The sequence below is a fragment of the Nostoc sp. genome (assembly GCF_036919555.1).
In the GTDB taxonomy this organism is placed as follows: domain Bacteria; phylum Cyanobacteriota; class Cyanobacteriia; order Cyanobacteriales; family Nostocaceae; genus Nostoc.
In genome coordinates this window covers 55,660-81,347 of record NZ_JBALCS010000085.1, presented here as the reverse complement: position 1 = coordinate 81,347, position 25,688 = coordinate 55,660, and the positions used below count along the sequence as shown (strand labels likewise).

The following is a 25,688-nucleotide window of genomic DNA, read 5'->3' as shown; positions in this document are numbered from 1 at the left end:
AAAGGATAATCCTGATAGTAATATCTCAGTCTGCTTATTATCTCATATAATACTTTGATTACTTACCTTCAGAATGTGAGCAGATGCAGTCCCTAAGCGATATACTTAACCTAAGTTGTAAAGGAAAATAGATATGACGAACTCTCCTGATAAGAAGAATCTGGCAGACAATCAACCGTATCAAATTTACGAATTTAACAAAAATAACCAAGAAAAAATCTCTGGTTATTTCGTAGTTAGTACTGCCAAACTCAATGTTGAGACAGAAGAAAATAATTCTAACAACTATTTATCAACAGTTGTTAATCAAAACTTTTTTAATATCAATGATGAACAAGCTGAACCTTCAGCCAAAAAGATGATTGGGAAAATTGCTGAAAGTTTGCAATCAAGCCCAGAACCAGAAATTATTATAAATATTCATGGATATAGTTCTACACCATCTGATACAGAGACAGGCTGCAAAAAGATTTATGAATATGTTAATACACATATTCAGCAACCAAATAAGTATATTTTTATAGGATATAGATGGCCTTCTGAAAATCCCATAAAAACAGATGAGTCTGGTTCCTTTGGGCAAAAGCTAATCAACGCACTGTATTCTCTACCAACTTTACTAGCTATCAATTTAGTTGTGGGACTAACAATTAGTATATGGTCTGCCATAGTTTTGTTGTTCCTAGATATTTTGAGTAATAGCGCTGTCCACTTTTTCACGGTGTTGTTAATTTTATCTGGCATTGTATCTTCAATTATTTTTACATTAATTTTTCTCAGAATATCTACTTATTTTCGTGATACTTATAGAGCGATTAATTATGGTGTAACAGACTTAGTTGAATTGATTAGACAGCTTGATGTTACAGTAAAGTTACCCGCTAATAAACGCATTAAATTGTCATTTATTAGTCATAGTATGGGTTGTTTTGTAGTTACAGATGTAATTCGTATCCTCTCTGATATTTTTGACGTTAAATCTATTAATAAAGAACCTGATTCAGATATTGGCAATGTATTTCGCTTAGGCAGACTTGTGCTAGTTGCACCTGATGTTCCTGTAGAAACTATCTTGCCAGGACGAGCTAATTTTCTTCGTTCTTCTTTACGTCGGTGCGAAGAAGCTTATATCTTTTGTAATGAGGGAGACTTAGCGTTACGACTTACCTCCACTGCTGCAAATTACTTTAGTTTCCCCGCACGAACTCGTATTAGTGGCTACAGACTTGGTAATATAACAGTTAAGCATTTTAACAACAAAAATGATACAGTTGGTCACACACCCAGATATGGAGTTGTTAATTTACAGAAACAAGACTATGAGAAAGATTACACACTCGATAAACCTTATAACTATTTAGAAATTCGTTCTTCTAGTAGCGAACATAGAAAACTTGAAGAGATAACTGAAATTTCCGAAAATGAGATTCAGCCCGCAGATTTATTTACATATTTTGACTGTACAGATTATAAAGATGATCGGAGTGATCAGATAGGAGTTGTTAGTTCTGCTCTACGAAAGCCAGCGATAAATTTTGGGAATTATATTTTACTAACTTTGGCATTTATTCGGAAGTCTATTAATAATAGAGATCCTCAAGGTGTTGATACCCACACTGGCTATTTTCAAGGTGCTTTTAGTCAAAAAGCTATCTACGAATTAGCTTTTTTAGGATTTCAAGGATTTTTGAACTCTTTGTCAATTGAGGGAGATGAAGAAGCTCAAATTCGCGCTTTTTCTCAAAAATGCCAGGAAAAGCAAATTCAAGTCATTCTTGCACCGCAAATTTATCAACAAAAGACTCAAGATTAGACTGGCCAACAATCGCGCTCTCATGAAGTGAGTGTGAAAGCGCAGATATTACAAAGGGCGATCTCTCTTGATTTGCACTGACGCTCGTTTGAATAAAACCATCTGCCAGGAGATAATAATTCAGTGGGTATGGACGGGGAAAATAATTAGGTAGAAATACTCAACGATTCTTGGTGGGATAGGGTGAAACATTACCCGCGCACACCTTTTTTTCTCCAAAGTCCAAAATATGACTAAAGTCATACTGAAATTATGACTTTAGTCCACTGTCTCTTCTTATTTAGTATTTTAGACTGAGAATAATACCAATACGCTTGGGTTAGCGCCAAAACCTTAAACTACGTAGGTTGGGGAGCCACTGCGTTGGGCGGGTTTCCCGACTTGAAGCAAGTGGCGGTTGAGGAACAAAACCCAACATTTCCGAGGCTTTGTTGGGTTGCGCTTTGCTTAACCCAACCGATAATTTTTTACAAAGCCAGGCGTATTCAGAACAATACAGCAAACCAATTAAGTCGTGTAACAGGCAAAACTTCCTATAATCCTAAAGATTAGATGAGAATATATGTTCACAAATTATTGAGGAATGCTGTAGAGAAATCAAGCAAATTGATTGATGGAGATTTGAATATGAAACGATGAGGAAAAACTTTACTGGCAAATAAGACTTTTGAAGTGAATGAAAGTACCTTAATCGATTCAATTTAATAACTATGAATATATATTATAATTCTCGATTTCTTAAAAATTTTCTGATATTTATACTTACAATTACTTTAGTGACAGCCTCAAATTCCATCCAGGCTGAAGAAAAAAATATAGCTAAAGAAAAAATCGTGAATGGTGATAATTATGGAGAGCTATATGACCAAGGAAAGTTACGTACTTACTATTTTTATACTCCAAAATCTTATAATCCAGACCGCCCGATGCCGTTAGTTTTAGTATTTCATGGGGATGATGGTAGTGGTCGGTCTATAAGTAATGTGACTCGCTTCAATGAATTAGCAGATCAAAAAGGATTTATTGTTGTTTATCCAGATGGGATTGACCAAAAATGGAGTCTTAGAGGTAATGCTCAAGGAAGGGTAGATGATGTTTTGTTTGTCAGTGCTTTGATTGATCATCTTCAGCAGCAAATCAGTATTGATAGTCATAAAGTTTATGCCACCGGTTTTTCTAGAGGTGGAATACTTACCCAAGCATTGGCCTGTAAATTACCTGATAAAATTGCTGGTTTTGCATCAGTAGCTGGTTCGCTCCCAGTTAGACTTAAACCTAATTGCCAGCCTCAAACTCCCATATCGATGTTAATGATCAACGGTACAAACGATCACGATGTACTTTATGAAGGTGATGATCACACTCAACGAGGAGCGCTGGTTTCGATCTCAGACATGGTAGATTTTTGGCGATCGCATGATCAATGTACCTCATCGAATCAATCTCCGCAGTTTTCTGAAGTTCAAGTGAAAACCTCTCTCTACAAAGGTTGTAGTGGCAACTCAGAAGTTTGGCAGCTAGCAGTAGTAAACGGTGGACATTTTTGGCCTGGTGGTTCTTCAACTGACGAGAGCCTAAATAAATTCAATGCTAAACTGGGGCTTAATGCCAGTGAAACAATTTGGAATTTTTTTCAACGTCACAGTAAGTAGACCGAAAACTTTTGCAAACACCTAATTTTTGAAATGCGCTTTAGTTCTAGATTGCCCGATGGCAGAAAACTTTAACAGGATTTGCTAGAACGACGGCCTTGAGAGGAATGCGATCGCCCAAGGTGAATACAATATTTAGAAATCGCGCCAGCGAGTTAGTTTGCAATTGCGCTGATCTGCTTACTGTGAAACACCACCTGGGGCTTGATTAAATCGGCTGCTTTTTCGCCGATCATAATTGTGGGCGCGTTAGTGTTTCCCGTGGTTAGAGTTGGCATGATTGATGCATCTACGACACGCAACCCCTCAACCCCATATACCCGTAGTTCGGGGTCTACAACCGCCATTGGGTCAGTTCCCATTTTGCAGGTGCCGACCGGATGAAACACAGTACCGCAAGTTTCCCGGATGTAGGCAACGAGTGCCTCATCGCTCTGAACGTCGGCACCAGGCGCGACTTCTCTGCCTCGAAACTGATCAAAGGCACTGGTATGAAATAATTGGCGCATTAATTTAACTCCTTCAACGAGCTTTTGCACATCGGATTGACTTTGGAGATAGTTCATCCGAATGATTGGTGCGTCTTTGGGGTCAGGCGATAGCGAAGCGCTGCTGCCTCCGGCAGGACGCAACTTGACACTTCCAATATTTTGGGGATGGGTCAAACTGACTAGACCCGTGAAGCCTACACCAGAGTTGAGATAGCCAGGAGGTGCCCACAGAATCGGCCCGAAAAAAAGCTGTAAATCTGGCACAACCTCCTGATTTCCCTCACTATGCAAAAATAATCCAGCTTCAGCAATGCCATTACTAGTGATTGCAGGTTGTAAATCCTGAGCTGCCTCGTATGCCATAGGAACTAAAACATGGTCTTGGAGGTTTTGACCGACACCTGGCAAGTCAACGACTACAGAAATCCCCATAGCTTGCAGGTGTTCTGCATTACCAATGCCGGAAAGCATCAGCAGCTTGGGCGAATCGAACGCGCCAGCACTTAAAATCACTTCCTGGTTGACTCTGGCTTGGTGCAACCTTCCTTCGTGCATATATTCCACCCCAACGGTGCGGGTTCCCTCAAACAATAATCGAGTCACTAATGCTCCTGTCATCGTTGTCAAATTGGGACGTTGGAGAATGGGCAGAAGAAATGCTGCTGCGGCACTGTGCCGTTTACCATCCTTGACCGTGAACTGATAGAATCCTGCCCCTGACTGCTGCATTCCGTTAAAATCAGGATTGTTGTCATATCCCATTGCCACAGATGCGTCTACAAATCGTTGGGAGATTGCAGCCGGGGAAATGATATCGGTCACGCTCAACTCGCCATTCACACCGTGGTATTCGGAGGCACCGCGTTGCTGGTTCTCAGATTTCAAGAAATCTGGCAGTACATTTTGGTAACTCCAACCGGGATTACCCAATTCCTGCCAGTGGTCATAATCGTGATGATTGCCTCGGACATAAAGCAGGAAATTAATCGAACTGCTGCCCCCCAAAACTTTGCCACGAGGACAAAAGATTTTGCGGTTATTGAGGTACGGTTCTGGTTCAGAGAAATATCCCCAATCCACCTCGGAGCCTAGTAGATTTGTGCATTCCAACGGGATTTTAATTTCCGGTTTAGTATCTGGGTTGCCAGCTTCGAGTAATAACACTGTTGTTTCACTGTCTTCTGTCAGACGGTTAGTGACAACGCAGCCTGCCGAACCTGCACCAATCACAATGTAGTCATATTGAGTCATGATATCCTCCTTTTGTACCTCTGCTGTTTTTAGGTAAATAAAATTGCCAGGACGACAAAACTTTTAAAGAAAATTTTTTCATGCATGATTATTTTTGCAATCCCAAAATATTGATGAAAAATTTTCCAACTTTTAGAGCGTCCGTAGCCAAAGGCGGGCAGGATGCCCACCCCAGAAGATTGGATAATAGATTTCTTGGAATATCCCTAAAGAGAGACTACTGAGGGTCATCCAAGACTGAACTGTGAGTTTGTGGTTCTTGAATGCGGTGTTGTATATAGTCCCGTCGAGCCTTTGCAATTTCTTGATAAACCTTCTTGCGAGCTAAGTTAACGCTACCCAGGGGCGCGTGTTCAGTCAGGGTATGCCAGGGGTTGAAGGAGAGTCCCTCATTCAACCGATCCCGCTCCTGGAAGTCGAATTTCTGAGGGGGAATTCTAATAGTTGCAAGCTTAATAAACGGTGAGTCTTCCTCTTTCCACTCTTGCATCGGATCTTCGATAGGGGTTTTCTCGTCATTGACATAGCACTGCACCAGAAAGTCAAAGGTGGCCTCTTGAGAGTCTGCCGACAGATAGGCGACCATTGCTTCACGCAAATAAATCTCGGAGTCGGGGATCGAATTGGGAGACTCTTGCTGTTGAGGTTTTACGGAAAATTTGATCGATTGAGAACCCAATTGATAGGGCGTTGTACTCCAGTATTGAATCAGCAAAGGATTGGCAACTTGTTTGCTGGTCACGGCCTTAAGGATTTCAAAAGTGGGGGCTAGCGATCGCAATTCTTCTGGATCTGCCTTACCAACACTTGCTTTGGTGAGCATGGCAAACCCTTGAGCATTTTTCACAAAAAAGATCGGAGTATTAAGCAGCAGAAAATCTTGAGTTTCCTGCTCATCATCCAGTACTTTTTGACCCTCTACATCCATGAGTTTGATCGCCATTGCTCGAATATCGGGTTCTAAATCAGACTTGAATTTACCGCGCTTCTCGGCATCGGAAGCATTTGAGAAACGCACCCAAATTGGATAAGTCTGAGACTGGGCGAAAATACCAACCTGTAATGATTCGGGAATGTTGTCTTCAATAATAAATTCTCCCCAAACTAAGCCGTGGCTTTTGGGATGATCTTTCCGCAGGTCTGGTCCTTTTTCAGCTTGAACATCGAGATCGATATCCAGAATAGTATCAGTTGCCGCTTCCTGTGTAGCTGTAGATAAGTTGGCATGAGTCATGGTTTTTCTCCTATTTTCAATTGCTCTGGGTAATGAGTGCGCGTTTATTCTTGAGTGTGTGGTTCATGTTTGATACCGTGCCATGAGAAATTGGATAATTCGCTGTGTGTGTCTAATGAAAAAACTGCTCCCCATTTAGAGCCAGCAGTGGTATTTAGGGAAAATATGAAATAACTCATATAACCGTTTCTGGTTGCCGAATCGTTTTCAATGCCCAGATACCAATCCAACAGCCTAATCCATCCACAATTAATATCAGGGTGGCTGTGATTTGGAAAACCAGACCCCAACCTGAAAAGGAAACTTGAGACAGATGATCGGGACTAATCACGATTAAATGATTGTAGATTCCAAAAAGCAGCGATCCTGCTATTGAACCGAGCAATAGCCAGCTACCAATGCGGTAGAACTGTGTCCAAAGTAAAACGGCTGCAATGATCGGAATCGGAAAAATCACAATACCTACAAATAAACTCTGAACAAGAGAAAGGGTAACTGGGATTTCCACATGTGCTAAACCATGCAATCCGTTTATGATCGCATGGATTACCACAATCGCTGTTCCATATTGAGCAATCTTCATCTTTAAACTTCTCCCTATAAATTGTTAACTGGCATGAGCCACGGCGGTGTTAACCATCCATTCCAAGGGTCGAGGCTGAAAATTTAATTCGCGTTTTGCTTTAGCATTCGATGCACCTGGCATCTGAGTACCATAATAGACGGCATCGGCACCACTAATTCGCAGAGCATCCTCAACCGATACCTGGGGAGTAATAATTCTCATAATGAGAATTGCTGTATAGTTTGAGGTATGCCAGATCATACTCTCAAGAGTTGCTTTATGATTGCTCTACCTGGTATTGCCATCAAAAAAAAAATCTATGAAAGTTCTAATTCTCTAGTGTATCGAGGCATCAGAGACGATGGAGTAGCGATCGTTGTAAAAATGCTAAAGCTTGATTATCCCTCACCTCAAGAACTAACTCGCTACAGACAGGAATATAAAATTACCCGTTCCCTCAATTTAGAAGGAGTTGTCAAGGCATACAGCCAGCAGGACTATCAACGTACTCTGGTAATTCTCTTAGAAGATTTTGGGGGAGAGTCTCTAGAACAATGGATGCACAAGCGCCCAGATATCTTCTGCCCCATGCCTTTATCCACTTTTCTAAGTCTTGCCATCGCGATCAGCGACATTCTGGGCAGAATCCATGCAGCCAATGTCATTCATAAAGATATCAACCCTGGAAACATAGTCCTGAATCTGGATACTGGCGTTGTTAAAATTATTGACTTTGGAATTGCCACCCAATTTCACCGCACGAATCCGACTTTCAAGAACCCTCATGTTTTAGAAGGGACACTCCCATACCTATCTCCAGAGCAAACCGGGCGCATGAACCGTTTACTCGATTACCGCACCGATTTTTACTCCCTTGGTGTGACGTTCTACGAACTGCTAACCGGACACCTGCCATTTCCAACAACGGACATCCTTGAGCTAGTCCATTGTCATATTGCCAAACATCCGGTTTTGCCTGATGAAATAAATACAACAATTCCCAAGCCAGTTTCAGATATCATTCTCAAACTGATGGCGAAAAATGCCGAAGATCGCTATCAGAGTAGCTGGGGAATCAAAGCAGATTTAGAAATCTGTGCCGATCAATTAGCAGAAATCGGTCAAATCTCTAGCATTCAACTGGCGTTTCAAGACGTTTCGGATCAGTTTCAAATTCCCCAAAAACTATATGGACGGGACAAGGAAGTTGAAATGTTACTGGCGGCTTTTGTTCGCGTAGCGTGTCCAGAGTCAAATCGCGTCGCTTGTTTACCAAACAATTCCGAAACAACTTCACAAAGGGAACAAACGGGCAATCCAAAATTCCCAGTCGAAATGATGTTGGTATCTGGCTATGCTGGAATTGGGAAATCTGCGTTAGTGCAGGAAATATATAAACCAATTACCCAAAAACGCGGCTATTTTATCTCTGGTAAATTTGATCAATTCCAGCGCAATATTCCCTACAGTGCGATCGCGGATGCCCTGCAAAAATTGGTGCAGCAACTACTCGGTGAATCAGACGAACAAGTGCAACAGTGGCGATCGTACCTTCTAACAGCTTTGGGAAGCAACGGACAAATTATCATTGATATCATCCCGGAAGTGGAATTAATTATCGGCAAACAGCCACCTGTACCGTCCGTTGGAGCCGATGAAGCTCAAAATCGCTTTCATCGAATCTTTGGGCAGTTTTTGCGGGTGTTTTGTTCAGAGTCACATCCCCTGGCGATCTTCTTAGATGATTTGCAGTGGATAGACTCAGGAACGCTGAAGTTAATCGAACTGATGCTGCTGGATGAGCAAACCCAATTTCTATTTTTGATTGGAGCCTATCGAGATAATGAAGTAAATCCAACGCATCCACTGGTATTAACATTAGAAAGACTGCGAAAACAAGGGGCAGTGCTTCCGGAAATTATCTTAGCACCCTTAATGCTTGAGCCGTTATCTCAGTTAATTGCCGAGACGCTACATCAAAATGCAGACACTGTTTGCTCCTTAGCTGAGTTAGTGTTGCGTAAAACTGAGGGTAATCCTTTCTTTGTCAGTGAATTTTTGAGAATGCTGTATAGCGAAAATCTGCTGATATTTGATGTTGAAAACTTAAGCTGGCAGTGGAATATTGCTCAGATTCAAGCCCAAAATATTACCGATAATGTTGTGGAGTTGATGCTTCACAAGTTGAAGAAACTACCAGAGTTTACACAGCAAATTCTCCGTTTAGCCGCTTGTGTTGGAGCTGAATTTAATTTAGATACATTGTCGATTGTTTGTGATAAAAGTCCTAAAGCAATTTTCCGGGATTTACTGGCAGCCATCCAAGCTGGGTTAATTCAACCTCTATCTGAATTAGACGAAGACTTGTTAATTCAAGAGTATAAGTTCTTGCACGATCGCGTGCAGCAAGCAGCATATATCTTAATCGATGAGTCGCAGAAACAAGTTGTTCATTTACAAATTGGTCGTAATCTCCTCGGAAAAACCTTGCCGGAGCGACTATCAGACAGGCTGTTTGAAATTGTTGATCATCTTAATCATGGGATTGAGCTTGTCACAGATCAACCCGAACGCAATGAAATTGCGAGATTAAATTTAATTGCAGGGCAGAAAGCAAAAGCTGCGATCGCCTATATTGTAGGGAAAAAATATTTAGCCACAGCAAGAGTTTGGCTGGCAGCGTCTAGTTGGCAAACAAACTATGACTTGACCTTAGATTTATATTTAGAAACAACAGAATTAGCATATTTGTGTGGCGATTTTGAACAGGTAGAATACTGGGTGGCGATCGTTGTCCAAGAAGCTAAAACTGTTCTCGACATTGCGAAAGTTTACGAAGTTAAAATTCAAACTGACATCGCGCAGAACCACTTATTAAAAGCAATTAACACTGGATTACAAGTGTTGCAGCAACTGGGGATCAGTTTTTGCGTAACGCCCAGTCAGTTAGATATTCAGCTTGAACTAGACGCAATCACATCACTCTTTAGTGAGAAACAGATTAAGGACTTGCTCCATTTGCCGGAATTGACTGAGCCAGACAAGTTAGCAGCAATGCGAATCCTATCTAGAATTACGATTGCGGCCTGGATTGCCGCTCCTGATTTAATGACCTTACTGGTATCTAAACAAGTCAGCTTGTCATTCGAGCATGGAAATTCGTTTGCATCTTCCTTTGCTTATGCCAACTTTGGATTAGTTCTGTGTGGAAAGGTCGAAGACATCGAGACGGGCTACGAGTTTGGACAGTTAGCTTTAAGGCAGTTGTCACAACCTAAGTCCCATTCACTCAGAGCTAGAACATTGCTCATCGTGAATACCTTCATCATTCATTGGAAAGATCATGTGAGAGACACATTACAGCCATTAGTAGAAGCCTATCAAAGTGGGCTAGAAACCGGAGATTTAGAGTTTGCTGCCTATAGCGCTCACTCTTATTGCTTTAACTCCTATATTGTCGGAAACGAACTCTTGGAGGTTGAACACGAGATGAGGGAATACAATGAAGCAATTCGTCAAATCAAACAGGAAACAGCACTAACCTGGAATCAAATATTTCATCAGGCGATCGCAAATTTGATGGGATACTCGGTCAATCCAACCCGTTTAGTTGGCAAATTCTACAATGAGGAGAATGGATTGCCACAACACGAAGCAGCAAATGATGGAACTGCAATCTTTGATGTCTATTTCAATAAACTTTTCCTGTGCTACCTATTTTCTGAGTATGCTCAGGCAGTTGAAAACTCAACCATAGCAGAACGTTATTTAATCCGAATAATAGGCACACCTATTGCGCCTTTTTACTACCTATATGATGCTTTGACAAGACTCGCAATATACCCTGAAAGCAGTACTCAAGCGCAAGAGGAAATCCTCAAAAAAATTGCGGTTAGCCAGGAGAAAATAAAGCAATGGGCACATTACGCGCCCATGAATCATTTGCATAAATATTATTTAGTGCAAGCAGAGACAGCACGAGTTTTGGGTCAGTTGCTTGAGGCAGAAGAATTCTACGAGCAAGCCATTCAAAGGGCTAAAGACAACGAGTATTTGCAAGAAGAAGCCTTAGCCTACGAATTAGCTGCCAAATTTTATCTATCTCGTGGTCGGGAAAAGTTTGCCCAAACCTATATGAAAGAAGCGCACTACTGCTACGATCGCTGGGGAGCAACTGCAAAGGTCAAAGATTTAGAAACTCGATATCCGCAGCTATTTCCTCAGTCGTCGGGCATGGCTTACGCGCCAATCCCCAAAACTTCTGGAACCACCTCTAATCGCTCAGACATCGCTTTCGATTTAGCGGCGGTGATGAAAGCAGCACAAGCGATTTCGAGTCAAATTGAACTGGATCAGTTACTTAGTTCCTTAATGAAGATATTAATCGAGAATGCTGGCGCAAAAACCGGATTTTTGATTTTGGAAAACTCAGGAAAATGGGTGATTGAAGCATCTGGTGAACTCAATGAGGGTGAGAATGTCTATACTACACAAGTGCTGCAATCTATCTCAACTGCAAATCATCTACCTGAATCAATTATTAATTATGTTATTCGTACTCATGAATCTGTCATCTTAAATGATGCTACTCGTGAAGGTAATTTTATTAATGAGTCATATATTCAACACAATCAAACTCAATCAATCTTATGTTTACCTCTGCTGAATCAAGCTAAACTCGTGGGTGTGTTGTATCTGGAAAATCAGTTAGCGACTGGAGCATTTACACCAGAGCGAACGCAAGTTTTGCATCTCTTATCATCTCAGGCAGCCATTGGAATCGAAAATGCCAAACTCTACTCACAGCTACGCGCTAGCGAAAGTCAGATGGCTCAATTTCTAGAAGCGATTCCAGTGGCAATTGTAGTATTGGATGCGGCGGGTCGCCCCTACTACGCCAATCAACGGAGAATTCAGTTAGTGGGTAAAGGAATTGATCCTTGCGTAACACCAGAGCAATTCTCAGAGGTTTATCAATTTTATCTGGCAGGAACGGATCAAAAATATCCAACTGATAAACTGCCAATCATCCGGGCTTTGAACGGTGAATGCACCACAGTTGATGATATGGAAATTCATCGAAATAACGCAACCATTCCAGTTGAGGCGTGGGGAACTCCAGTTTTTGACGAACAGGGCAATGTGGCTTATGCGATCGTCGCCTTTCAAGACATCACAGAGCGCAAACAAGCAGAGCAATTGCTAGCCGATTACAACCGCACCTTAGAGCAACAGGTAGCCCAACGAACGGTGGCTTTACAAAAAAGCGAAGCCGCACTGCGCGAGCGAGAACAGGAATTACGGCTGATCACCGACGCTCTACCTGCTCTGATCAGCTATGTGGATACAAATCAGTGCTATCAGTTTGTCAACCGCACCTATGAGGTCTGGTTTAACCTTAGTCGAGATGAGATTTTGGGCAAGTCTGTTCATGAACTTTTAGGTGAGACGGTTTATCAACGGGTTGAGCCGTCTATTAATCAAGTGTTTGAAGGGCAAACTGTAACCCTGGAAGCAGAAATTCCTTTTTCGCTTGGTAAAAGGTGCATCAGCGCTACCTTGCTCCCCGATTGCGATCGCAATGCTCAAGTGAGAGGATTCTATAGTCTAATCACAGACATTAGCGATCAAAAACGCGCCGAGAAAGCCTCAATTCTGGAAGAACGCAACCGCATGGCGCGAGAAATTCACGATACGCTAGCCCAGTCCTTCACAGGCATTCTGCTCCAAGTGGGAGCGGCAACGCAAGTGCTAGCGGACGATCCCGAGGCAACCCAAGTACATCTGGAAATGATTGATGAACTCGCACGAACAGGGCTTGCTGAGGCGCGTCGATCGGTGGCAGCGCTACGCCCTCATCTCTTGGAAGATAGCAATTTACAAAGTGCCCTTCATCGCCTTGTGACTCAAATGAGAGCGGCTGCCGATACAGATCTGATCTACGAAATCAAAGGCACAGCCTATTCAATGCCTGCCGAGGTTGAAAATAACTTACTACGAATTGGACAGGAAGCTTTAACCAATGCCATAAAATACGCTGATGCTAGCGAAATTCGTGTTGAGTTGGTGTATGACAATGCCCAATGTATCCTGCGTGTTAAAGACGATGGACGGGGCTTTGGGGTTGGTAGCATCCCATCTGTTGGCGGATTTGGATTGCTGGGAATGAGCGAGCGGGTAGAACACCTGGGAGCACAGCTGACGATTCACAGCCAACCTGGACGAGGAACAGAAATTGTTGTCATTATCAATCGAGACTAAAAATAATTAATAATTATGAGCCAATCAACGACTATTCGAGTTCTGATTGTTGACGATCATTCCATTGTCAGGCAAGGATTGGCAACCATCATTAACCGTGATCCAGAGATGACGGTGATTGCTCAAGCAGAAGATGGACAACAGGCGATCGCTCTTTTTCGTGAATACCAACCAGATGTAACGCTAATGGATTTACGAATGCCGCAGATAGCAGGAGTTGAAGCCATTAGTGTTATTTGTGCTGAATTTAAAGCTGCCCGAATTGTTGTGCTAACTACCTACGATGGTGATGAAGATATCTATCGCGGATTACAAGCAGGCGCTAAAGGATATTTGCTCAAGGATGCTAAACCCAACGAACTTCTGAGTGCTATTCGCACGCTTCATCGCGGTCAGCAGTATATTCCACCAGAAGTGGGCGCAAAACTGGTGCAGAGGATGAGCAATCCAGAACTGAGTGAGCGAGAGCTAGATGTACTCCGTTTAATGGCGCAAGGAATGAGTAATTTAGAAATTAGCACTACTTTAAGTATCGGTGAAAGCACCGTCAAATCTCACGTTAATCGAATTTTAAGTAAATTGGGAGTGAGCGATCGCACTCAAGCCGTCATTATTGCTGTTAAACGAGGGATTGTCAATTTGTAAGTAAGTTGTACTAAAGTTGGAATCCAAATTTCAACTTTAGTTGGAGCCAACTTTCCATTTTGAGATGGACTGATTTATCAATCACTCTATTGAGCAAAAGTTTCAACTTTTAGTGGATGACAAGTTAGAGTTAATTGCATATGTTTAATTCAGGCAAACATTGATAGCAATTTAGTTGCAATATCTAAGTTTATTTTACACAAAGAAAGTAGAAAGAGGGTTGTATGCTCATCGCCAGCGCTGAATATACAACCGTCGGAGGTATTAGTGAGCTTTGACCTTGAACGCAGTTCGTTATTCATCCCACCTTCAACACAAGATCACATACAAGGTGTGCTGAATGCCATCGTAGTGCTGGTGATGTATGGGGACTATCAATGTCAAGAGAGTGCGGACGTTTACAGGCTGATTAAAGTCATTGGGCGACAGCTTAGTGTTTCTTTGGGGGAGAATTATTTGTGCTTCATCTTCCGTCATTTTCCACAGATACAGATCCATTCTCATGCTCAACGTGCGGCGGAAGCGGCGGAAGCGGCTGCTGTCCAAGGTCAATTTTGGCAGATGCATGAAATGCTGTTCACCCATCAACAAGAGTTGGGAAACGGCTATCTGGTGGAATATGCTAATAATCTAGGACTTGATATTTCCCAATTTCTGCAAGATATATCTAAAAAAGTGTACATTGATCGGATCAATGAAAATATTAAAAGTGGATTACACAGTGGAGTAACGGCTACCCCAGCACTGTTTATTAATGGAATTCGGTATAGCGTAGGCGTAGCCCAACCCAGGCATCGCTGGAACATTGAGCAGTTGATGGCAGCTATTGTCACTGCAAATCATTAAGTTTCCAGGTTCTTAACCACACAATCAAAATTACTGCTTATTACGCAAGCAATTAATCAACAGGAGTAATCTGATGGCACAATCTCTCTGGCTTTTTGGCACTCGTCTCAATATCGTTGCCGACCACGCTACTACCGGAGGTCAGTACGATCTGATCGAAGGCTACTTTCCTCCCGGCACACAAACACCCCCCCATCGCCACACGCGCTATTCCGAACAACTCTACGTGCTGGAAGGGGAGTTCACGGTCTGGGCGGGTGAGAACAAGGTTGTGCTGAGTGCTGGCGACAGCTTTCTGATTTCTGCTGGCACACCCCATGTGGTTGCTGCGCTCAGTGATCAGCCAGCTCGCGGGTTGGTCGTTGCTGCGCCGAGTGGCTTTGCTCGGCTAATCGCAGCAGTTGGTACACTGGATGAGAATGAAACACCGGACATGGCGCTATTTGAGCGCATTTCCACCGAGATCGGCGACGAAATGCTGGGTTTGCCCGGAAAGCTACCCTGTACATAAAGGTGCGGAGTTTCTCATAATCACCCAGTTTTTGTCCTGTAAGGAGTCCACTGCTATGAATGCAAATAACGGCATCATCAACCAGCCCAGCCCTTATTCAGTACTTGCAACCATTGATCGATTAGCAGCCGTCCTTCAGGCAAAAGGCATCACCATTTTTGCCCGCATTGATCAACAAGCTGAAGCTGAAAAAGTCGGACTCAGCCTACGTCCGACGCAGTTGTTACTATTTGGCAACCCGCAAGCCGGAACACCTTTAATGGTGGCAGAACCGACAATTGCTCTCGATTTACCCCTGAAAGCACTGGCATGGGAAGCGGCTGACAGCAAGGTGTGGCTGAGTTACAACGATCCCAATTACTTAAAACAGCGATTTTCTCTCTGTGATGAGTTGGTTAAGAACGTCGCTGTCATTGCACCTTTAATCAATCAAGCACTCCGATAAGTACTCACTCTGCGGACGAATGGTGGAGTTGCATCTTTGATCAGTCAGAAACGATAACACCTATTTTTTACCTACCCACAATCGCGGGTGGTTTTGTCAGCGCGATCGTTACCAGTGCCCTCGATTATCGGGGTAATTATCCAGCGCATTGAGGGCAAACTTCAATGCGAAATTCACACAAACGGAGAAGTTTTATGGCGGGTAAACTTACAGGTAAGATCGCACTCGTGACGGGTGGTAACAGTGGGATCGGACTAGCGACAGCCCAGAGGTTCGTAGAAGAAGGGGCTTACGTCTTTATCACTGGTCGTCGTCAAAACGAACTTGATGCTGCGGTGAAGAAGATTGGAGAAAATGTCACCGCTCTTCAGGGTGATGTGTCGAATCTCGCAGATATTGATCGCCTGTTCGCCACGATCAGACAAGAGCAAGGACACCTCGATGTAATCTTCGCCAATGCTGGCGGTGGAGAACTCGCCCCACTCGGCTCAATCACCGAAGAACACTTTGACAAAACGTTCAACACTAACGTCAAAGGTTTGCTGTTCACCGTGCAGAAGGCACTGCCTCTGTTGCCAGAAGGTGCTTCCATTATTCTGAACGCCTCGGTCACTTCCATAAAGGGCACTCCAGCCTTCAGTGTTTACAGCGCTACCAAAGCCGCCGTGCGATCGTTTGCCCGTAATTGGACACTCGACCTCAAAGAGCGCAAGATCCGGGTTAACGCCATTAGTCCTGGCGTGATTCCTACTCCCGGTTACAATCTCTTGGGACTGAGTGATCAGCAGGTGCAGGAATTCGTGACCAGCCAAGCCAGCACCATCCCGTTGGGAAGAGTAGGCACGCCCGATGAGATTGCCAAAGCCGTTGTCTTTCTCGCTTCAGACGACAGCAGCTTTGTGAACGGTATCGAGCTGTTTGTCGATGGCGGTATGGCACAGATTTGAAGACTTAGATAAAATCCTCACCGAATTTACGATGTTTAAATTTTGGAAAATGGAATTGAAGATTCAAATAACCTTACAAGGAGTAAAGTCATGACCACATTTCACACAATCGAGATTGATGGTTTAGATATCTTTTATCGAGAAGCTGGCTCCCGCAATAATCCGACAATTCTGCTGTTGCATGGCTTCCCAACCTCCTCTCACATGTTTCGCAATCTGATGTCTGCGCTTGGCGATCGCTTCCATCTGGTTGCACCCGATTATCCGGGTTACGGCAACAGTGCGATGCCAACTGTGAATGAGTTTGATTACACGTTTGATCACCTAGCTCAGATCGTGGAGAAATTTATTACCGCGATCGATCTCAAACGCTATAGCCTTTACGTGATGGATTATGGCGCTCCCATTGGCTATCGGATTGCAGCTAAATATCCAGAGCGAGTGGAAGCACTCATCGTCCAAAATGGGAATGCCTACGAAGAGGGTCTGCGCGAATTTTGGGACCCAATCAAGGCTTACTGGCAAGACCGTTCTCCTGAGAATGCTGACAAGCTCAGACACCTTTTCACACTGGAAGCAACTAAGTGGCAATATACTAACGGCGTTCGCAATCTGGAAGCGATCAGCCCTGATACCTGGAACATGGATCAACCGTTCCTCGATCGCCCAGGAAATGTTGAGATTCAACTGGCGCTGTTTTATAGCTATGGCACAAATCCGCCCTTGTACCCGCAATGGCAGGAGTATTTCCGCAAACATCAACCACCTACCCTGATTGTTTGGGGTAAGAATGACTACATCTTTCCTGCTGAAGGCGCTGATCCCTACAAACGCGACCTGAAAGACATTGAGTTTCATTTACTCGATACCGGACATTTTGCCTTGGAAGAGGAAGGAGATGCGATCGCAGACCATATTCGTCGCTTTCTGACCACTCACGTTGTAAAGGAGGACACCATACTAACTACCAGCAGGAAATAATTTCGACTGGGTAGCGATGTCGATAGAAAGTTATTGTAATCTACAATCATTGCCCATCAATTAACACTGTCAAGTTCATTAGCTTAACAGTGCTATTTCAACAGATTGTTTACTATTCATCAAAAGGAGAATGTCATGGTTGCTCAAGTAAACTCGCAAGCAGCAAAAATTTTGGAAGTCGCAGATGATCCGCGTCTTTCCAAGGAGGTGAAGGAATTTTTGAAAGTGCTGAATTCAGGGGGTGTGGCGTTAGAGACATTAACTCCACTCGAAGCACGTCAAGTACTTGTGGATGCACAGGCTTCCGTTAAAGTCGATCTTTCAGGCATTGAGGAGTCTGAGAAGACGATTACCTCTGACGGTTATCCAATTACGCTCAACATCGTGCGACCTGAAGGGGTCAAAGGCACATTGCCTGTTTTCATCTTTATTCATGGCGGCGGTTGGGTACTGGGCGATTACCCAACGCACAAGCGCATGGTTCGCGATCTCGTTGTGCTTTCAGGTTTTGCGGCTGTCTTTGTCAACTACACTCGCACTCCAGACGCTCAGTATCCACAAGCTATTAATGAAATCTATGCCGCGACCAAATGGGTTGCCGAGCATGGTGAGGAGATTGATGTTGACGGCAAAAATCTGGCAGTTGTAGGCAACAGTGTGGGCGGTAATATGACGGCTGTAACTACTTTGATGGCGAAAGCAAAACAAGGGCCGCACATTAAGCTGCAAATCCTGATGTGGCCGATCGTAGACGCTAGTTTTGAAACAGAGTCGTATCACCAATTTGGTGATAAGCGTTTCCTGACTACACCGTTGATGAAGTGGATGTATGACCTTTATACGACCGACCTGGAAAAACGCAAAGAAATCTACGCCTCTCCCCTACAGGCTACTGTTGAGCAACTGAAAGGATTGCCTCCGACGTTAATCCAGGTGGCAGAAAGCGATATTCTGCGTGATGGAGGCGAAGCGTATGGGCGCAAGCTGGATGAAGCTGGGGTAAAAGTAACAACCGTGCGTTACAACGGCATGATTCATGACTTCGGACTGCTGAATGGTTTAGCTGAGGTTCCGGCAGTTCGTTCTCTGTTTGTTCAAGCTGCTGCTGAATTGAAGAAACATCTGCAATAGGATGCGTAGTTTACCGCCGCAGGCATCGCTTCTTTAACCGCCAGTTGCAATGAATCCTCGTTCTTGCCAGGTTTTGGTGTCGCGGGCTTGAGATTGCTCTGACCGAAGAGGCAGGGGGGCAGGGGGCAGGGGAGAAAGATTCTGGAATTTCCCTGCCAAAAGGAGTTTCAAGCGCCTAAGTTTATTTATGGGGTTCTCCCCCCTGCTCCCTGCTCCCTGCCCCCTTTCCTCTTCAATGACTTATTCAATCTTCGTTGGGTAAGTCAGAGTTAAGCTCCACAGTTCGCATTTGAGAGTCCGGGCAAGGGGATTGAGAAAGTTCAGTGCGATCGCTCCAGAACAGAGAAAAATGTGAACATGAACACATCAGGAGACACATGAACATCAACAAAAATGACACCGCAATCGTCGTTATCGATCCGCAGAACGATGTCTTGAGTGAAACAGGAGTCTCCTGGGATTTGGTGGGTGGCAGTGTTAAGGAGAACAAGACGGTCGAGAACATCGAGCGCATCTTCAAAGCCGCAAAGCAGAATGGTTTTGAGGTTTTCATCTCTCCGCACTATTACTACCCCACTGACTACAACTGGAAATTTGCCGGAACCTTGGAGCAGATGATGCTTGGGGTAAAGGAGTTTGTTCGCACTGGACCCTTAAGCCTGGATGGTTTCTTAGGATCGGGCGCCGACTGGCTCGATCGCTACAAGCCTTTTATTGAGGATGGTAAAACCATCGTGGTCAGCCCCCATAAAGTCTATGGACCGCAAAGTAATGATCTCGTTTTGCAACTGCGTAAGCGCAACCTGAGCAAAGTCATTTTGCTCGGAATGTTGGCAAATCTCTGTGTTGAAGCTCACCTGCGCGATCTGATCGAACAGGGATTTGAGGTCCTTGTCGTCAAGGATGCAACGGCTGCCCCGCGCCATCCGGATCTCGGTGATGGCTATAAGGCAGCACTGATCAACTTTGGCTATGTTGCTAACGCCGTTCTGTCTACAGACGACATTGTGGCAGCAATGTTGTAGCGGTAAATCCATTCACCACATCTCATTCTCGCCAACTGATTGCGAACTGAGGGGAATATGCTCGGCGCTTGCTTTCAGCACTGCGCCTTGTGCAATCGCCTCATCAATCAATCCAAAGAGTCAACCCTATGCTCAAAGCAATTAAACATAACCGCCGCCGCTTTCTGGGAACGGCAGCAGCAAGCATTCTCACAGAAATGGCACTCATGGGTAACGCACACGCAAGCTTCGACAAGCCCAAACGATCTGAATTTAGGTTTACTCCCATCAAGCAGATCAAGGCGGGTGTCCTCGACATCGGTTACTATGAAACAGGATCGAGCGATGGATCTCCGGTGTTGCTGCTGCATGGATTCCCATATTCCATCGATAGCTACATTGACGTTGCACCAATGCTTGCTACACGTGGATGTCGGGTGATTGTTCCCTACCTGCGGGGACATGGATCAACCCGTTTTCTCGACAGCGAAACACCACGCTCCGGGCAGCAAGCCGCGATCGGTGTCGATGTGATTGCCTTGATGGATGCATTGCAGTTGAACCGTGCTGTGCTTGCTGGCTATGACTGGGGTGGACGAGCCGCTTGCGTTGTTGCGGCTCTCTGGCCTGAACGATGCACCGGTCTGGTGTCCGTCAATAGTTACCTGATCCAGGACATTGCCAAGGCAGGGCTGCCACTTTCACCCGCGATCGAATCCGGGATCTGGTATCAATACTATTTCCAGACCGAGCGCGGACGCGCCGGACTGACGGCTAACAGACGTGAGATTGCGAGGATTCTCTGGACTCGCAATTCGCCGAACTGGCGCTTTGACGAGGCAACGCTCGATCAACACGCCAGCGCCTTCGACAACCCCGATTATGTGGAGGTCGTCATCCATTCCTACCGCCATCGCCTTGGACTTGCTGCCGGCTATCCCATGTATGAGCAGCTTGAGCAGCGGCTCGCCGCGCAACCGACCATTACGGTGGCGACGATCACGCTGGACGGGGACGCAGATGGTGTCGTTCCAGCAACCGATGGGAAATCGACGGCAGCGAAGTTTAGCGGAGATCGCCAGCATCGGGTCATTCCAAATATCGGTCATAACCTGCCCCAGGAATATCCCACAGCATTCGCAGATGCGGTCTGGGAACTCGCATCAAAGAAACGTTGATGACTTCTCCACAGCTATGACGACCATAGACCTCTTTACCTTCAAAGGGATCTATCGACCACTCTCATGCATTTAACCGCCATGAACACCTACACACCGAGCGCCAGGGACATTATCGGATCATCACCGTTGATTGCAATCGAAAATGAAGAACCGGCCAAGCTGATTGTCGATCCACCGCTTCCCGAACCGTTGACCCAGGGCCGCGTTTTCATCCAGTACCGGACGGAGAATCTGCGTGTGTTGCCAGTGTTCGGCAAAGCCGCCCTGGAAGTATCGCCGCGCATCGGTCACATCCACATCACCGTTGACGATTTGCCGTGGCACTTTGTCGATACCAGCGGCGAAACGTTGATCCTGGTCGGACTGGAACCTGGCCCACACAAGGTACTGATCGAACTAGCCGACCCCACGCACAAGGTAATTACCAGCGAAACGGTGATGTTCACGCTGCCCAATCCTGAGCGATAAGTAGGCATCAAATTTTCTGTAATATTTTATACTAAATATGAACAATGCCGAAAATCCTCGACTACCCCTGCCGCCTTTCGATCGTGAATCCGCCATCCAAAAAGTCCGAATCGCAGAAGATGCTTGGAACACACGTAACCCTGAACAAGTATCACTCGCTTACACGTCGGATAGCATTTGGCGCAACCGCTCAGAATTTCTATCTGGTCGTGAGGCGATCGTACAGTTCTTGACACGTAAGTGGCTTAAAGAATTGGACTACCGTCTGATCAAAGAGCTTTGGGCTTTTCGGGACAACCGAATTGCTGTCCGGTTTGCTTACGAATGGCATGATGATTCCGGCAACTGGTTCCGTTCTTACGGCAATGAAAATTGGGAGTTCGACGAACACGGATTCATGCGGTGGCGTATTGCCAGCATCAATGACCTGCCAATTCACCAGAGCGATCGCAAATACCACTGGATACTGGGTCGTCGTCCCGATGATCATCCCGGATTGTCAGACCTCAATCTTTGAGAAGCCGGAGCAACGACCATATCACCTAGTTTTTATCCTGTAAGGAGTCTACTGCTATGAATGCAAACAACGGCATCATCAACCAGTTCAGCCCGTATGCAGTGACTGAAACTATTGATCGCTTTGCAGCCATCCTTCAAGCAAAAGGCATCACAGTTTTTGCCCGTATTGATCAACAGGCTGAAGCCGAAAAAGTCGGACACAAGCTTAGTCCGACGCAGTTGTTGCTGTTTGGCAGCCCGAAAGCCGGAACTCCCCTCCTAGTGGCAGAACCAACAATCGCCCTGGATTTACCCTTGAAAGTACTGGCATGGGAAACTACTGATGGCAAGGTGTGGGTGAGTTACAACGCTCCTAATTACTTAAAACAGCGATTTTCTCTCTCCGATGAGTTGGCGAAGAACATCGCTATCATTACACCTTTAATTCATCAAGCACTCTTTAATTAACTTATTTGTTGATTCAATTTAGATACTTGACTATTGACTCAATTTAAAATTCTCATGAAACTCATTTCTGTAAACGTCGGACTGCCGCGTGAAGTGACTTGGAAAGGGAAAACAGTTAGCACTGGAATTTTCAAAGAACCAGTCAGCGAACGGGTGATGCTGCGATCGCTCAATTTAGACGGTGATAGGCAAGCCGATCTCACCGTTCATGGAGGAGCAGACAAAGCAGTCTATGTATATCCGTTCGAGCATTACGATTACTGGCGAGGTCAATTGCCTGACACAGAGCTGCCATTAGGTATCTTTGGCGAAAATTTCACGACCACTGGGCTGAGAGAAGAGGAAGTGAACATTGGGGATTGCTTCCATCTCGGCACTGTAAAACTGATGGTGACACAACCTCGTCTACCTTGTTACAAACTGAGGATTCGGTTTGGACGACCTGATATGGTTAAACGATTTCTTGCAAGTCGTCGAACTGGATTTTACTTTCGTGTTTTGCAAGAGGGCGAAGTTGGAGCCGGAGACACTTTAGAGTTGGTGAGCCGGGATGACAACAATATTACTGTTGCTAATATCACTCAGCTTTATACTCATGAGCAGAACAATCCAGAGTTACTTCACCAAGCGGCTCAACTTGAAGCCTTACCCGAAAGCTGGCGCGACTACTTCCGGGAGCAAAGTCGTCGTCAGGATGTGAAATAGATGCTGTCAAGGAGTAATCTCATGACTACATATCACACAATCTCAATCGATGGTTTAGATATCTTCTACCGCGAAGCTGGTTCCCGTGATAATCCAACAATTTTGCTATTGCATGGCTACCCAACGTCGTCTCACATGTTCCGCAATCTCATACCTGCGCTTGCGGATAAATTCCATCTGGTTGCCCCTGATTACCCTGGCTTTGGTTATAGTGCCATGCCTTCTGTGGATGAGTTTGATTACACCTTCGATCGCCTTGCCGAAGTGATGGCAGGCTTTATCGATGCGATCGGCTTAAAACACTATAGTCTTTACTTGATGGATTATGGCGCTCCAATTGGCTATCGCCTTGCTACGCAGCATCCAGAGCGGGTGGAAACGCTGATTGTGCAAAATGGCAACGCCTACGAGGAGGGATTGGGCGACTTCTGGAAGCCCATGCGAGCCTATTGGCAGAACCGGACACCTGAGAATGCTGATTGGGTGCGCCAGACGATGACAGCGGATGCCACAAAACGGTATTACACCACCGGAGCCAAGAATCTAGAAAACCTCAGCCCCGATACCTGGATTCTGGATCAAGCGCTTCTCGATCGCCCTGGCAACCAGGAGATTCAACTGGCACTGAAATACGACTACCAGTCCAATTTGTTGCTGTATCCCCAATGGCAAGCTTACCTGCGTCAGTATCAACCACCCACGCTGGTGGTGTGGGGCAAAAACGATCGGGGCTTTTTAGTCGAGGGAGCCTACGCCTACAAACGCGACTTGCAGAACCTTGAGTTTCATTTGTTTGATACCGGGCACTTTGCGCTAGAGGAAGAGGGCAAGGCGATCGCAAACCATATACGTCAATTTCTCACGTCACGGTTGCAACCCATCCCTGCCTAATCAGTGCAAAGCTGCTTCATACCTGCATTCAGTAACTAGGTGGCAATAGCCAGGAACTTCTAGACATCGTATTCACCTTGTCAAACTCAAAGAATATGGAAGTGGACACTCAACACTATGACGACATTATTATCGGCGGCGGCAAAGCGGGTAAAACACTTGCACCAGCGCTGGTCGCTGATGGACGTAAAACCGCTCTGGTAGAACGCAGCTTAAATATGATTGGTGGCGGGTGCATCAATATTGCCTGTATTCCTACAAAAACTATGGTGGCGAGTGCCAATGTGGCAAACACAGTGCGAAACAGTGCCGCTTATGGTGTTAAAGCCAATGGACTCACTGTTGACCTAGCAGATGTGATCCGACGTAAACGAATGGTTGTGCAAGGGATGCGTGAAATCAACTTGCACAATTTAGAAACTGCTCTGGGTCACGAACTGATCATTGCAACAGCCCGCTTTGTTGCTCCCAAAACGATTGAAGTGACGACGGCTCTTGATACCACTCGCTTACTCACCGCCGAACGGTTGTTTATTAATACAGGCACAAGACCCTTAATTCCATCCGTACCCGGACTCACAGAAGCTGGGTTTTTAACGAGTGAGTCGATCATGGAGCTAGAACAGATGCCTGAGCATCTGATGGTTCTCGGTAGTGGCTACATTGGTTTGGAGTTTGCCCAGATGTTCCGGCGCTTTGGCTGTCGCGTTACTGTCATTGGGCAAAGTGAGCAAATCCTGTCACAGCAAGATCCAGATATGGCGATCGCGGTTCAAAGGCTACTGGAACGAGACGGTATTGAATTCTTGCTGAAGACGAAGGTGTTAAGGGTCGATGGCGCTGGTAATGAAACCATCCTTCAAATCCAAGTTGCTGATCGTCAGATCAGCCTCCAGGGGTCGCATTTGCTCGTAGCTGTTGGTCGTGCGCCCAACACCGATAGCTTAAATTTAGCTGCTGCTGGTGTGGCAACCGATACACGCGGATTTATTCAAGTCAACGATCGCCTGGAGACGAACATACCGGGGATTTGGGCGTTAGGCGATATCAATGGTGGCCCGCAATACACCCATGTGTCCCTCGACGATTATCGCATTGTCAAAGCGAATCTGATTAATGGGGGCAACCGCAGTAGACGCGATCGCCTGGTTCCATCCTGTCTGTTTATTGATCCAGAACTGGCTCATGTAGGTTTGACCGAAACCAAAGCACAGCAACAAGGGTATGCTATCCGAGTGGCGAAGCTGGAAGCATCAGCCATTCCCAGAGCGAAAACACTCGGTCAAACCGATGGACTACTGAAGGCGATCGTGGATACCGAGACAGGTCATATTCTAGGGTGTTCGCTCTTGTGTCATGAAGCGGGTGAAGTGATTTCGACGGTGCAGATGGTGATGCAAGCTCAGATGCCCTACACCGTTCTGCGCGATGGAGTTTTGACTCATCCCACGATGACCGAAGGTTTAAATATGCTGTTTTCAAAGTTGTAAGCAGGCAGCAAGTGCAGACCCAGGACTTACCAACTACCAATGAGGAGTTGAATTATGCAAGCTAATTCCAAAGAAAAACCTACCCGCCTGATCGCTTTTGCGATCAGTCATTACTGTGAAAAAGCACGATGGGCATTAGAAACGCTAAGTATTCCTTTCATCGAAGAGCCTCATGTGCATTTATCTACTACAAACAACGGAAAATGAGGA

Annotated in this window: 23 protein-coding genes; 19 read left to right on the top strand and 4 right to left on the bottom strand. The window is 45.1% G+C overall.

The annotated features are described in order from the left end of the window. Positions 1-133: 133 nt before the first annotated feature. Positions 134-1,813: an alpha/beta hydrolase gene (locus V7K36_RS23510; RefSeq protein ID WP_335119785.1), complete on the top strand. Its 1,680-nt coding sequence runs from the start codon at positions 134-136 to the stop codon at positions 1,811-1,813. 710 nt (positions 1,814-2,523) lie between these two features. After that, positions 2,524-3,465 carry an extracellular catalytic domain type 1 short-chain-length polyhydroxyalkanoate depolymerase gene (locus tag V7K36_RS23505; RefSeq protein WP_335119783.1) on the top strand — a complete coding sequence of 314 codons (942 nt, stop codon included), beginning with the start codon at positions 2,524-2,526 and terminating at the stop codon, positions 3,463-3,465. A 155-nt stretch (positions 3,466-3,620) separates the two neighbouring features. On the opposite strand, the gene V7K36_RS23500 is transcribed toward V7K36_RS23505, so the two are convergent. The 4 genes from V7K36_RS23500 to V7K36_RS23485 form a co-directional block, all read right to left on the bottom strand. Continuing rightward, the gene (locus V7K36_RS23500) at positions 3,621-5,207 is read right to left on the bottom strand and encodes a GMC family oxidoreductase (protein WP_335119780.1); all 1,587 of its coding nucleotides are present in this window, start codon (positions 5,205-5,207) and stop codon (positions 3,621-3,623) included. 217 nt (positions 5,208-5,424) lie between these two features. Next, positions 5,425-6,441, bottom strand: coding sequence for a catalase family protein (locus tag V7K36_RS23495; RefSeq protein WP_335119778.1), 1,017 nt, complete (start codon positions 6,439-6,441; stop codon positions 5,425-5,427). A gap of 175 nt (positions 6,442-6,616) precedes the next feature. After that, on the bottom strand, positions 6,617-7,024 hold the full coding sequence (locus tag V7K36_RS23490; RefSeq protein ID WP_335119776.1) for a hypothetical protein: 408 nt from the start codon (positions 7,022-7,024) through the stop codon (positions 6,617-6,619). A 24-nt stretch (positions 7,025-7,048) separates the two neighbouring features. After that, positions 7,049-7,228: a hypothetical protein gene (locus V7K36_RS23485; protein WP_335119774.1), complete on the bottom strand. Its 180-nt coding sequence runs from the start codon at positions 7,226-7,228 to the stop codon at positions 7,049-7,051. A gap of 57 nt (positions 7,229-7,285) precedes the next feature. Here V7K36_RS23485 and V7K36_RS23480 point away from each other — a divergent pair, with 57 nt between their 5' ends. The 17 genes from V7K36_RS23480 (at position 7,286) to V7K36_RS23400 (ending at position 25,685) form a co-directional block, all read left to right on the top strand. After that, positions 7,286-13,267, top strand: a complete 5,982-nt coding sequence (locus V7K36_RS23480; protein ID WP_335119771.1) for a protein kinase domain-containing protein — start codon at positions 7,286-7,288, stop codon at positions 13,265-13,267. Positions 13,268-13,282: 15 nt separating this feature from the next. Then, positions 13,283-13,912 (top strand): response regulator transcription factor, encoded by a 630-nt coding sequence (locus tag V7K36_RS23475; RefSeq protein WP_335119768.1) that lies wholly within the window; start codon positions 13,283-13,285, stop codon positions 13,910-13,912. Between the two features lie 267 nt (positions 13,913-14,179). Continuing rightward, positions 14,180-14,758, top strand: coding sequence for a DsbA family protein (locus tag V7K36_RS23470; protein ID WP_335119765.1), 579 nt, complete (start codon positions 14,180-14,182; stop codon positions 14,756-14,758). Between the two features lie 73 nt (positions 14,759-14,831). Then, positions 14,832-15,269: a cupin domain-containing protein gene (locus V7K36_RS23465; RefSeq protein ID WP_335119762.1), complete on the top strand. Its 438-nt coding sequence runs from the start codon at positions 14,832-14,834 to the stop codon at positions 15,267-15,269. A 55-nt stretch (positions 15,270-15,324) separates the two neighbouring features. Continuing rightward, complete coding sequence (locus V7K36_RS23460) at positions 15,325-15,714, top strand: DUF302 domain-containing protein (protein ID WP_335119760.1); 390 nt, start codon at positions 15,325-15,327, stop codon at positions 15,712-15,714. A gap of 194 nt (positions 15,715-15,908) precedes the next feature. Continuing rightward, entirely contained in the window at positions 15,909-16,661 is a 753-nt protein-coding gene (locus V7K36_RS23455) for an SDR family oxidoreductase (RefSeq protein ID WP_335119758.1), read from the top strand. A 90-nt stretch (positions 16,662-16,751) separates the two neighbouring features. Then, entirely contained in the window at positions 16,752-17,642 is an 891-nt protein-coding gene (locus tag V7K36_RS23450; protein ID WP_335119755.1) for an alpha/beta fold hydrolase, read from the top strand. Between the two features lie 135 nt (positions 17,643-17,777). Further along, on the top strand, positions 17,778-18,773 hold the full coding sequence (locus V7K36_RS23445; protein WP_335119753.1) for an alpha/beta hydrolase: 996 nt from the start codon (positions 17,778-17,780) through the stop codon (positions 18,771-18,773). Between the two features lie 377 nt (positions 18,774-19,150). Beyond that, positions 19,151-19,798, top strand: a complete 648-nt coding sequence (locus V7K36_RS23440) for a cysteine hydrolase (RefSeq protein WP_335119751.1) — start codon at positions 19,151-19,153, stop codon at positions 19,796-19,798. Positions 19,799-19,926: 128 nt separating this feature from the next. Beyond that, positions 19,927-20,955, top strand: a complete 1,029-nt coding sequence (locus tag V7K36_RS23435; protein WP_335119749.1) for an alpha/beta fold hydrolase — start codon at positions 19,927-19,929, stop codon at positions 20,953-20,955. Between the two features lie 66 nt (positions 20,956-21,021). After that, the gene (locus V7K36_RS23430; protein ID WP_335119747.1) at positions 21,022-21,426 is read left to right on the top strand and encodes a DUF6130 family protein; all 405 of its coding nucleotides are present in this window, start codon (positions 21,022-21,024) and stop codon (positions 21,424-21,426) included. A gap of 37 nt (positions 21,427-21,463) precedes the next feature. After that, positions 21,464-21,943 (top strand): nuclear transport factor 2 family protein, encoded by a 480-nt coding sequence (locus tag V7K36_RS23425; RefSeq protein WP_335119745.1) that lies wholly within the window; start codon positions 21,464-21,466, stop codon positions 21,941-21,943. 56 nt (positions 21,944-21,999) lie between these two features. Continuing rightward, positions 22,000-22,392 (top strand): DUF302 domain-containing protein, encoded by a 393-nt coding sequence (locus V7K36_RS23420; protein WP_335119743.1) that lies wholly within the window; start codon positions 22,000-22,002, stop codon positions 22,390-22,392. Positions 22,393-22,446: 54 nt separating this feature from the next. Continuing rightward, positions 22,447-23,097: an MOSC domain-containing protein gene (locus V7K36_RS23415; RefSeq protein ID WP_335119741.1), complete on the top strand. Its 651-nt coding sequence runs from the start codon at positions 22,447-22,449 to the stop codon at positions 23,095-23,097. Between the two features lie 21 nt (positions 23,098-23,118). Continuing rightward, positions 23,119-23,988 (top strand): alpha/beta fold hydrolase, encoded by an 870-nt coding sequence (locus tag V7K36_RS23410; RefSeq protein WP_335119739.1) that lies wholly within the window; start codon positions 23,119-23,121, stop codon positions 23,986-23,988. 95 nt (positions 23,989-24,083) lie between these two features. After that, positions 24,084-25,478, top strand: coding sequence for a mercuric reductase (locus V7K36_RS23405; RefSeq protein ID WP_335119737.1), 1,395 nt, complete (start codon positions 24,084-24,086; stop codon positions 25,476-25,478). A gap of 54 nt (positions 25,479-25,532) precedes the next feature. Next, positions 25,533-25,685 (top strand): hypothetical protein, encoded by a 153-nt coding sequence (locus tag V7K36_RS23400; RefSeq protein WP_335119735.1) that lies wholly within the window; start codon positions 25,533-25,535, stop codon positions 25,683-25,685. Positions 25,686-25,688 lie beyond the last annotated feature (3 nt).

Excerpts from the sequence above, each read along its gene's own strand:
- V7K36_RS23410 (WP_335119739.1), top strand. The coding sequence starts at position 23,119 with ATGACTACATATCACACAATCTCAATCGATGGTTTAGATATCTTCTAC.
- V7K36_RS23465 (WP_335119762.1), top strand. The coding sequence starts at position 14,832 with ATGGCACAATCTCTCTGGCTTTTTGGCACTCGTCTCAATATCGTTGCC.
- V7K36_RS23435 (WP_335119749.1), top strand. The coding sequence starts at position 19,927 with ATGCTCAAAGCAATTAAACATAACCGCCGCCGCTTTCTGGGAACGGCA.
- V7K36_RS23445 (WP_335119753.1), top strand. The coding sequence starts at position 17,778 with ATGGTTGCTCAAGTAAACTCGCAAGCAGCAAAAATTTTGGAAGTCGCA.
- V7K36_RS23510 (WP_335119785.1), top strand. The coding sequence starts at position 134 with ATGACGAACTCTCCTGATAAGAAGAATCTGGCAGACAATCAACCGTAT.
- V7K36_RS23485 (WP_335119774.1), bottom strand. The coding sequence starts at position 7,228 with ATGAGAATTATTACTCCCCAGGTATCGGTTGAGGATGCTCTGCGAATT.
- V7K36_RS23480 (WP_335119771.1), top strand. The coding sequence starts at position 7,286 with ATGATTGCTCTACCTGGTATTGCCATCAAAAAAAAAATCTATGAAAGT.
- V7K36_RS23505 (WP_335119783.1), top strand. The coding sequence starts at position 2,524 with ATGAATATATATTATAATTCTCGATTTCTTAAAAATTTTCTGATATTT.
- V7K36_RS23400 (WP_335119735.1), top strand. The coding sequence starts at position 25,533 with ATGCAAGCTAATTCCAAAGAAAAACCTACCCGCCTGATCGCTTTTGCG.
- V7K36_RS23430 (WP_335119747.1), top strand. The coding sequence starts at position 21,022 with ATGCATTTAACCGCCATGAACACCTACACACCGAGCGCCAGGGACATT.
- V7K36_RS23450 (WP_335119755.1), top strand. The coding sequence starts at position 16,752 with ATGACCACATTTCACACAATCGAGATTGATGGTTTAGATATCTTTTAT.
- V7K36_RS23415 (WP_335119741.1), top strand. The coding sequence starts at position 22,447 with ATGAAACTCATTTCTGTAAACGTCGGACTGCCGCGTGAAGTGACTTGG.
- V7K36_RS23420 (WP_335119743.1), top strand. The coding sequence starts at position 22,000 with ATGAATGCAAACAACGGCATCATCAACCAGTTCAGCCCGTATGCAGTG.
- V7K36_RS23475 (WP_335119768.1), top strand. The coding sequence starts at position 13,283 with ATGAGCCAATCAACGACTATTCGAGTTCTGATTGTTGACGATCATTCC.
- V7K36_RS23440 (WP_335119751.1), top strand. The coding sequence starts at position 19,151 with ATGAACATCAACAAAAATGACACCGCAATCGTCGTTATCGATCCGCAG.
- V7K36_RS23500 (WP_335119780.1), bottom strand. The coding sequence starts at position 5,207 with ATGACTCAATATGACTACATTGTGATTGGTGCAGGTTCGGCAGGCTGC.
- V7K36_RS23405 (WP_335119737.1), top strand. The coding sequence starts at position 24,084 with ATGGAAGTGGACACTCAACACTATGACGACATTATTATCGGCGGCGGC.
- V7K36_RS23490 (WP_335119776.1), bottom strand. The coding sequence starts at position 7,024 with ATGAAGATTGCTCAATATGGAACAGCGATTGTGGTAATCCATGCGATC.
- V7K36_RS23455 (WP_335119758.1), top strand. The coding sequence starts at position 15,909 with ATGGCGGGTAAACTTACAGGTAAGATCGCACTCGTGACGGGTGGTAAC.
- V7K36_RS23495 (WP_335119778.1), bottom strand. The coding sequence starts at position 6,441 with ATGACTCATGCCAACTTATCTACAGCTACACAGGAAGCGGCAACTGAT.
- V7K36_RS23425 (WP_335119745.1), top strand. The coding sequence starts at position 21,464 with ATGAACAATGCCGAAAATCCTCGACTACCCCTGCCGCCTTTCGATCGT.
- V7K36_RS23460 (WP_335119760.1), top strand. The coding sequence starts at position 15,325 with ATGAATGCAAATAACGGCATCATCAACCAGCCCAGCCCTTATTCAGTA.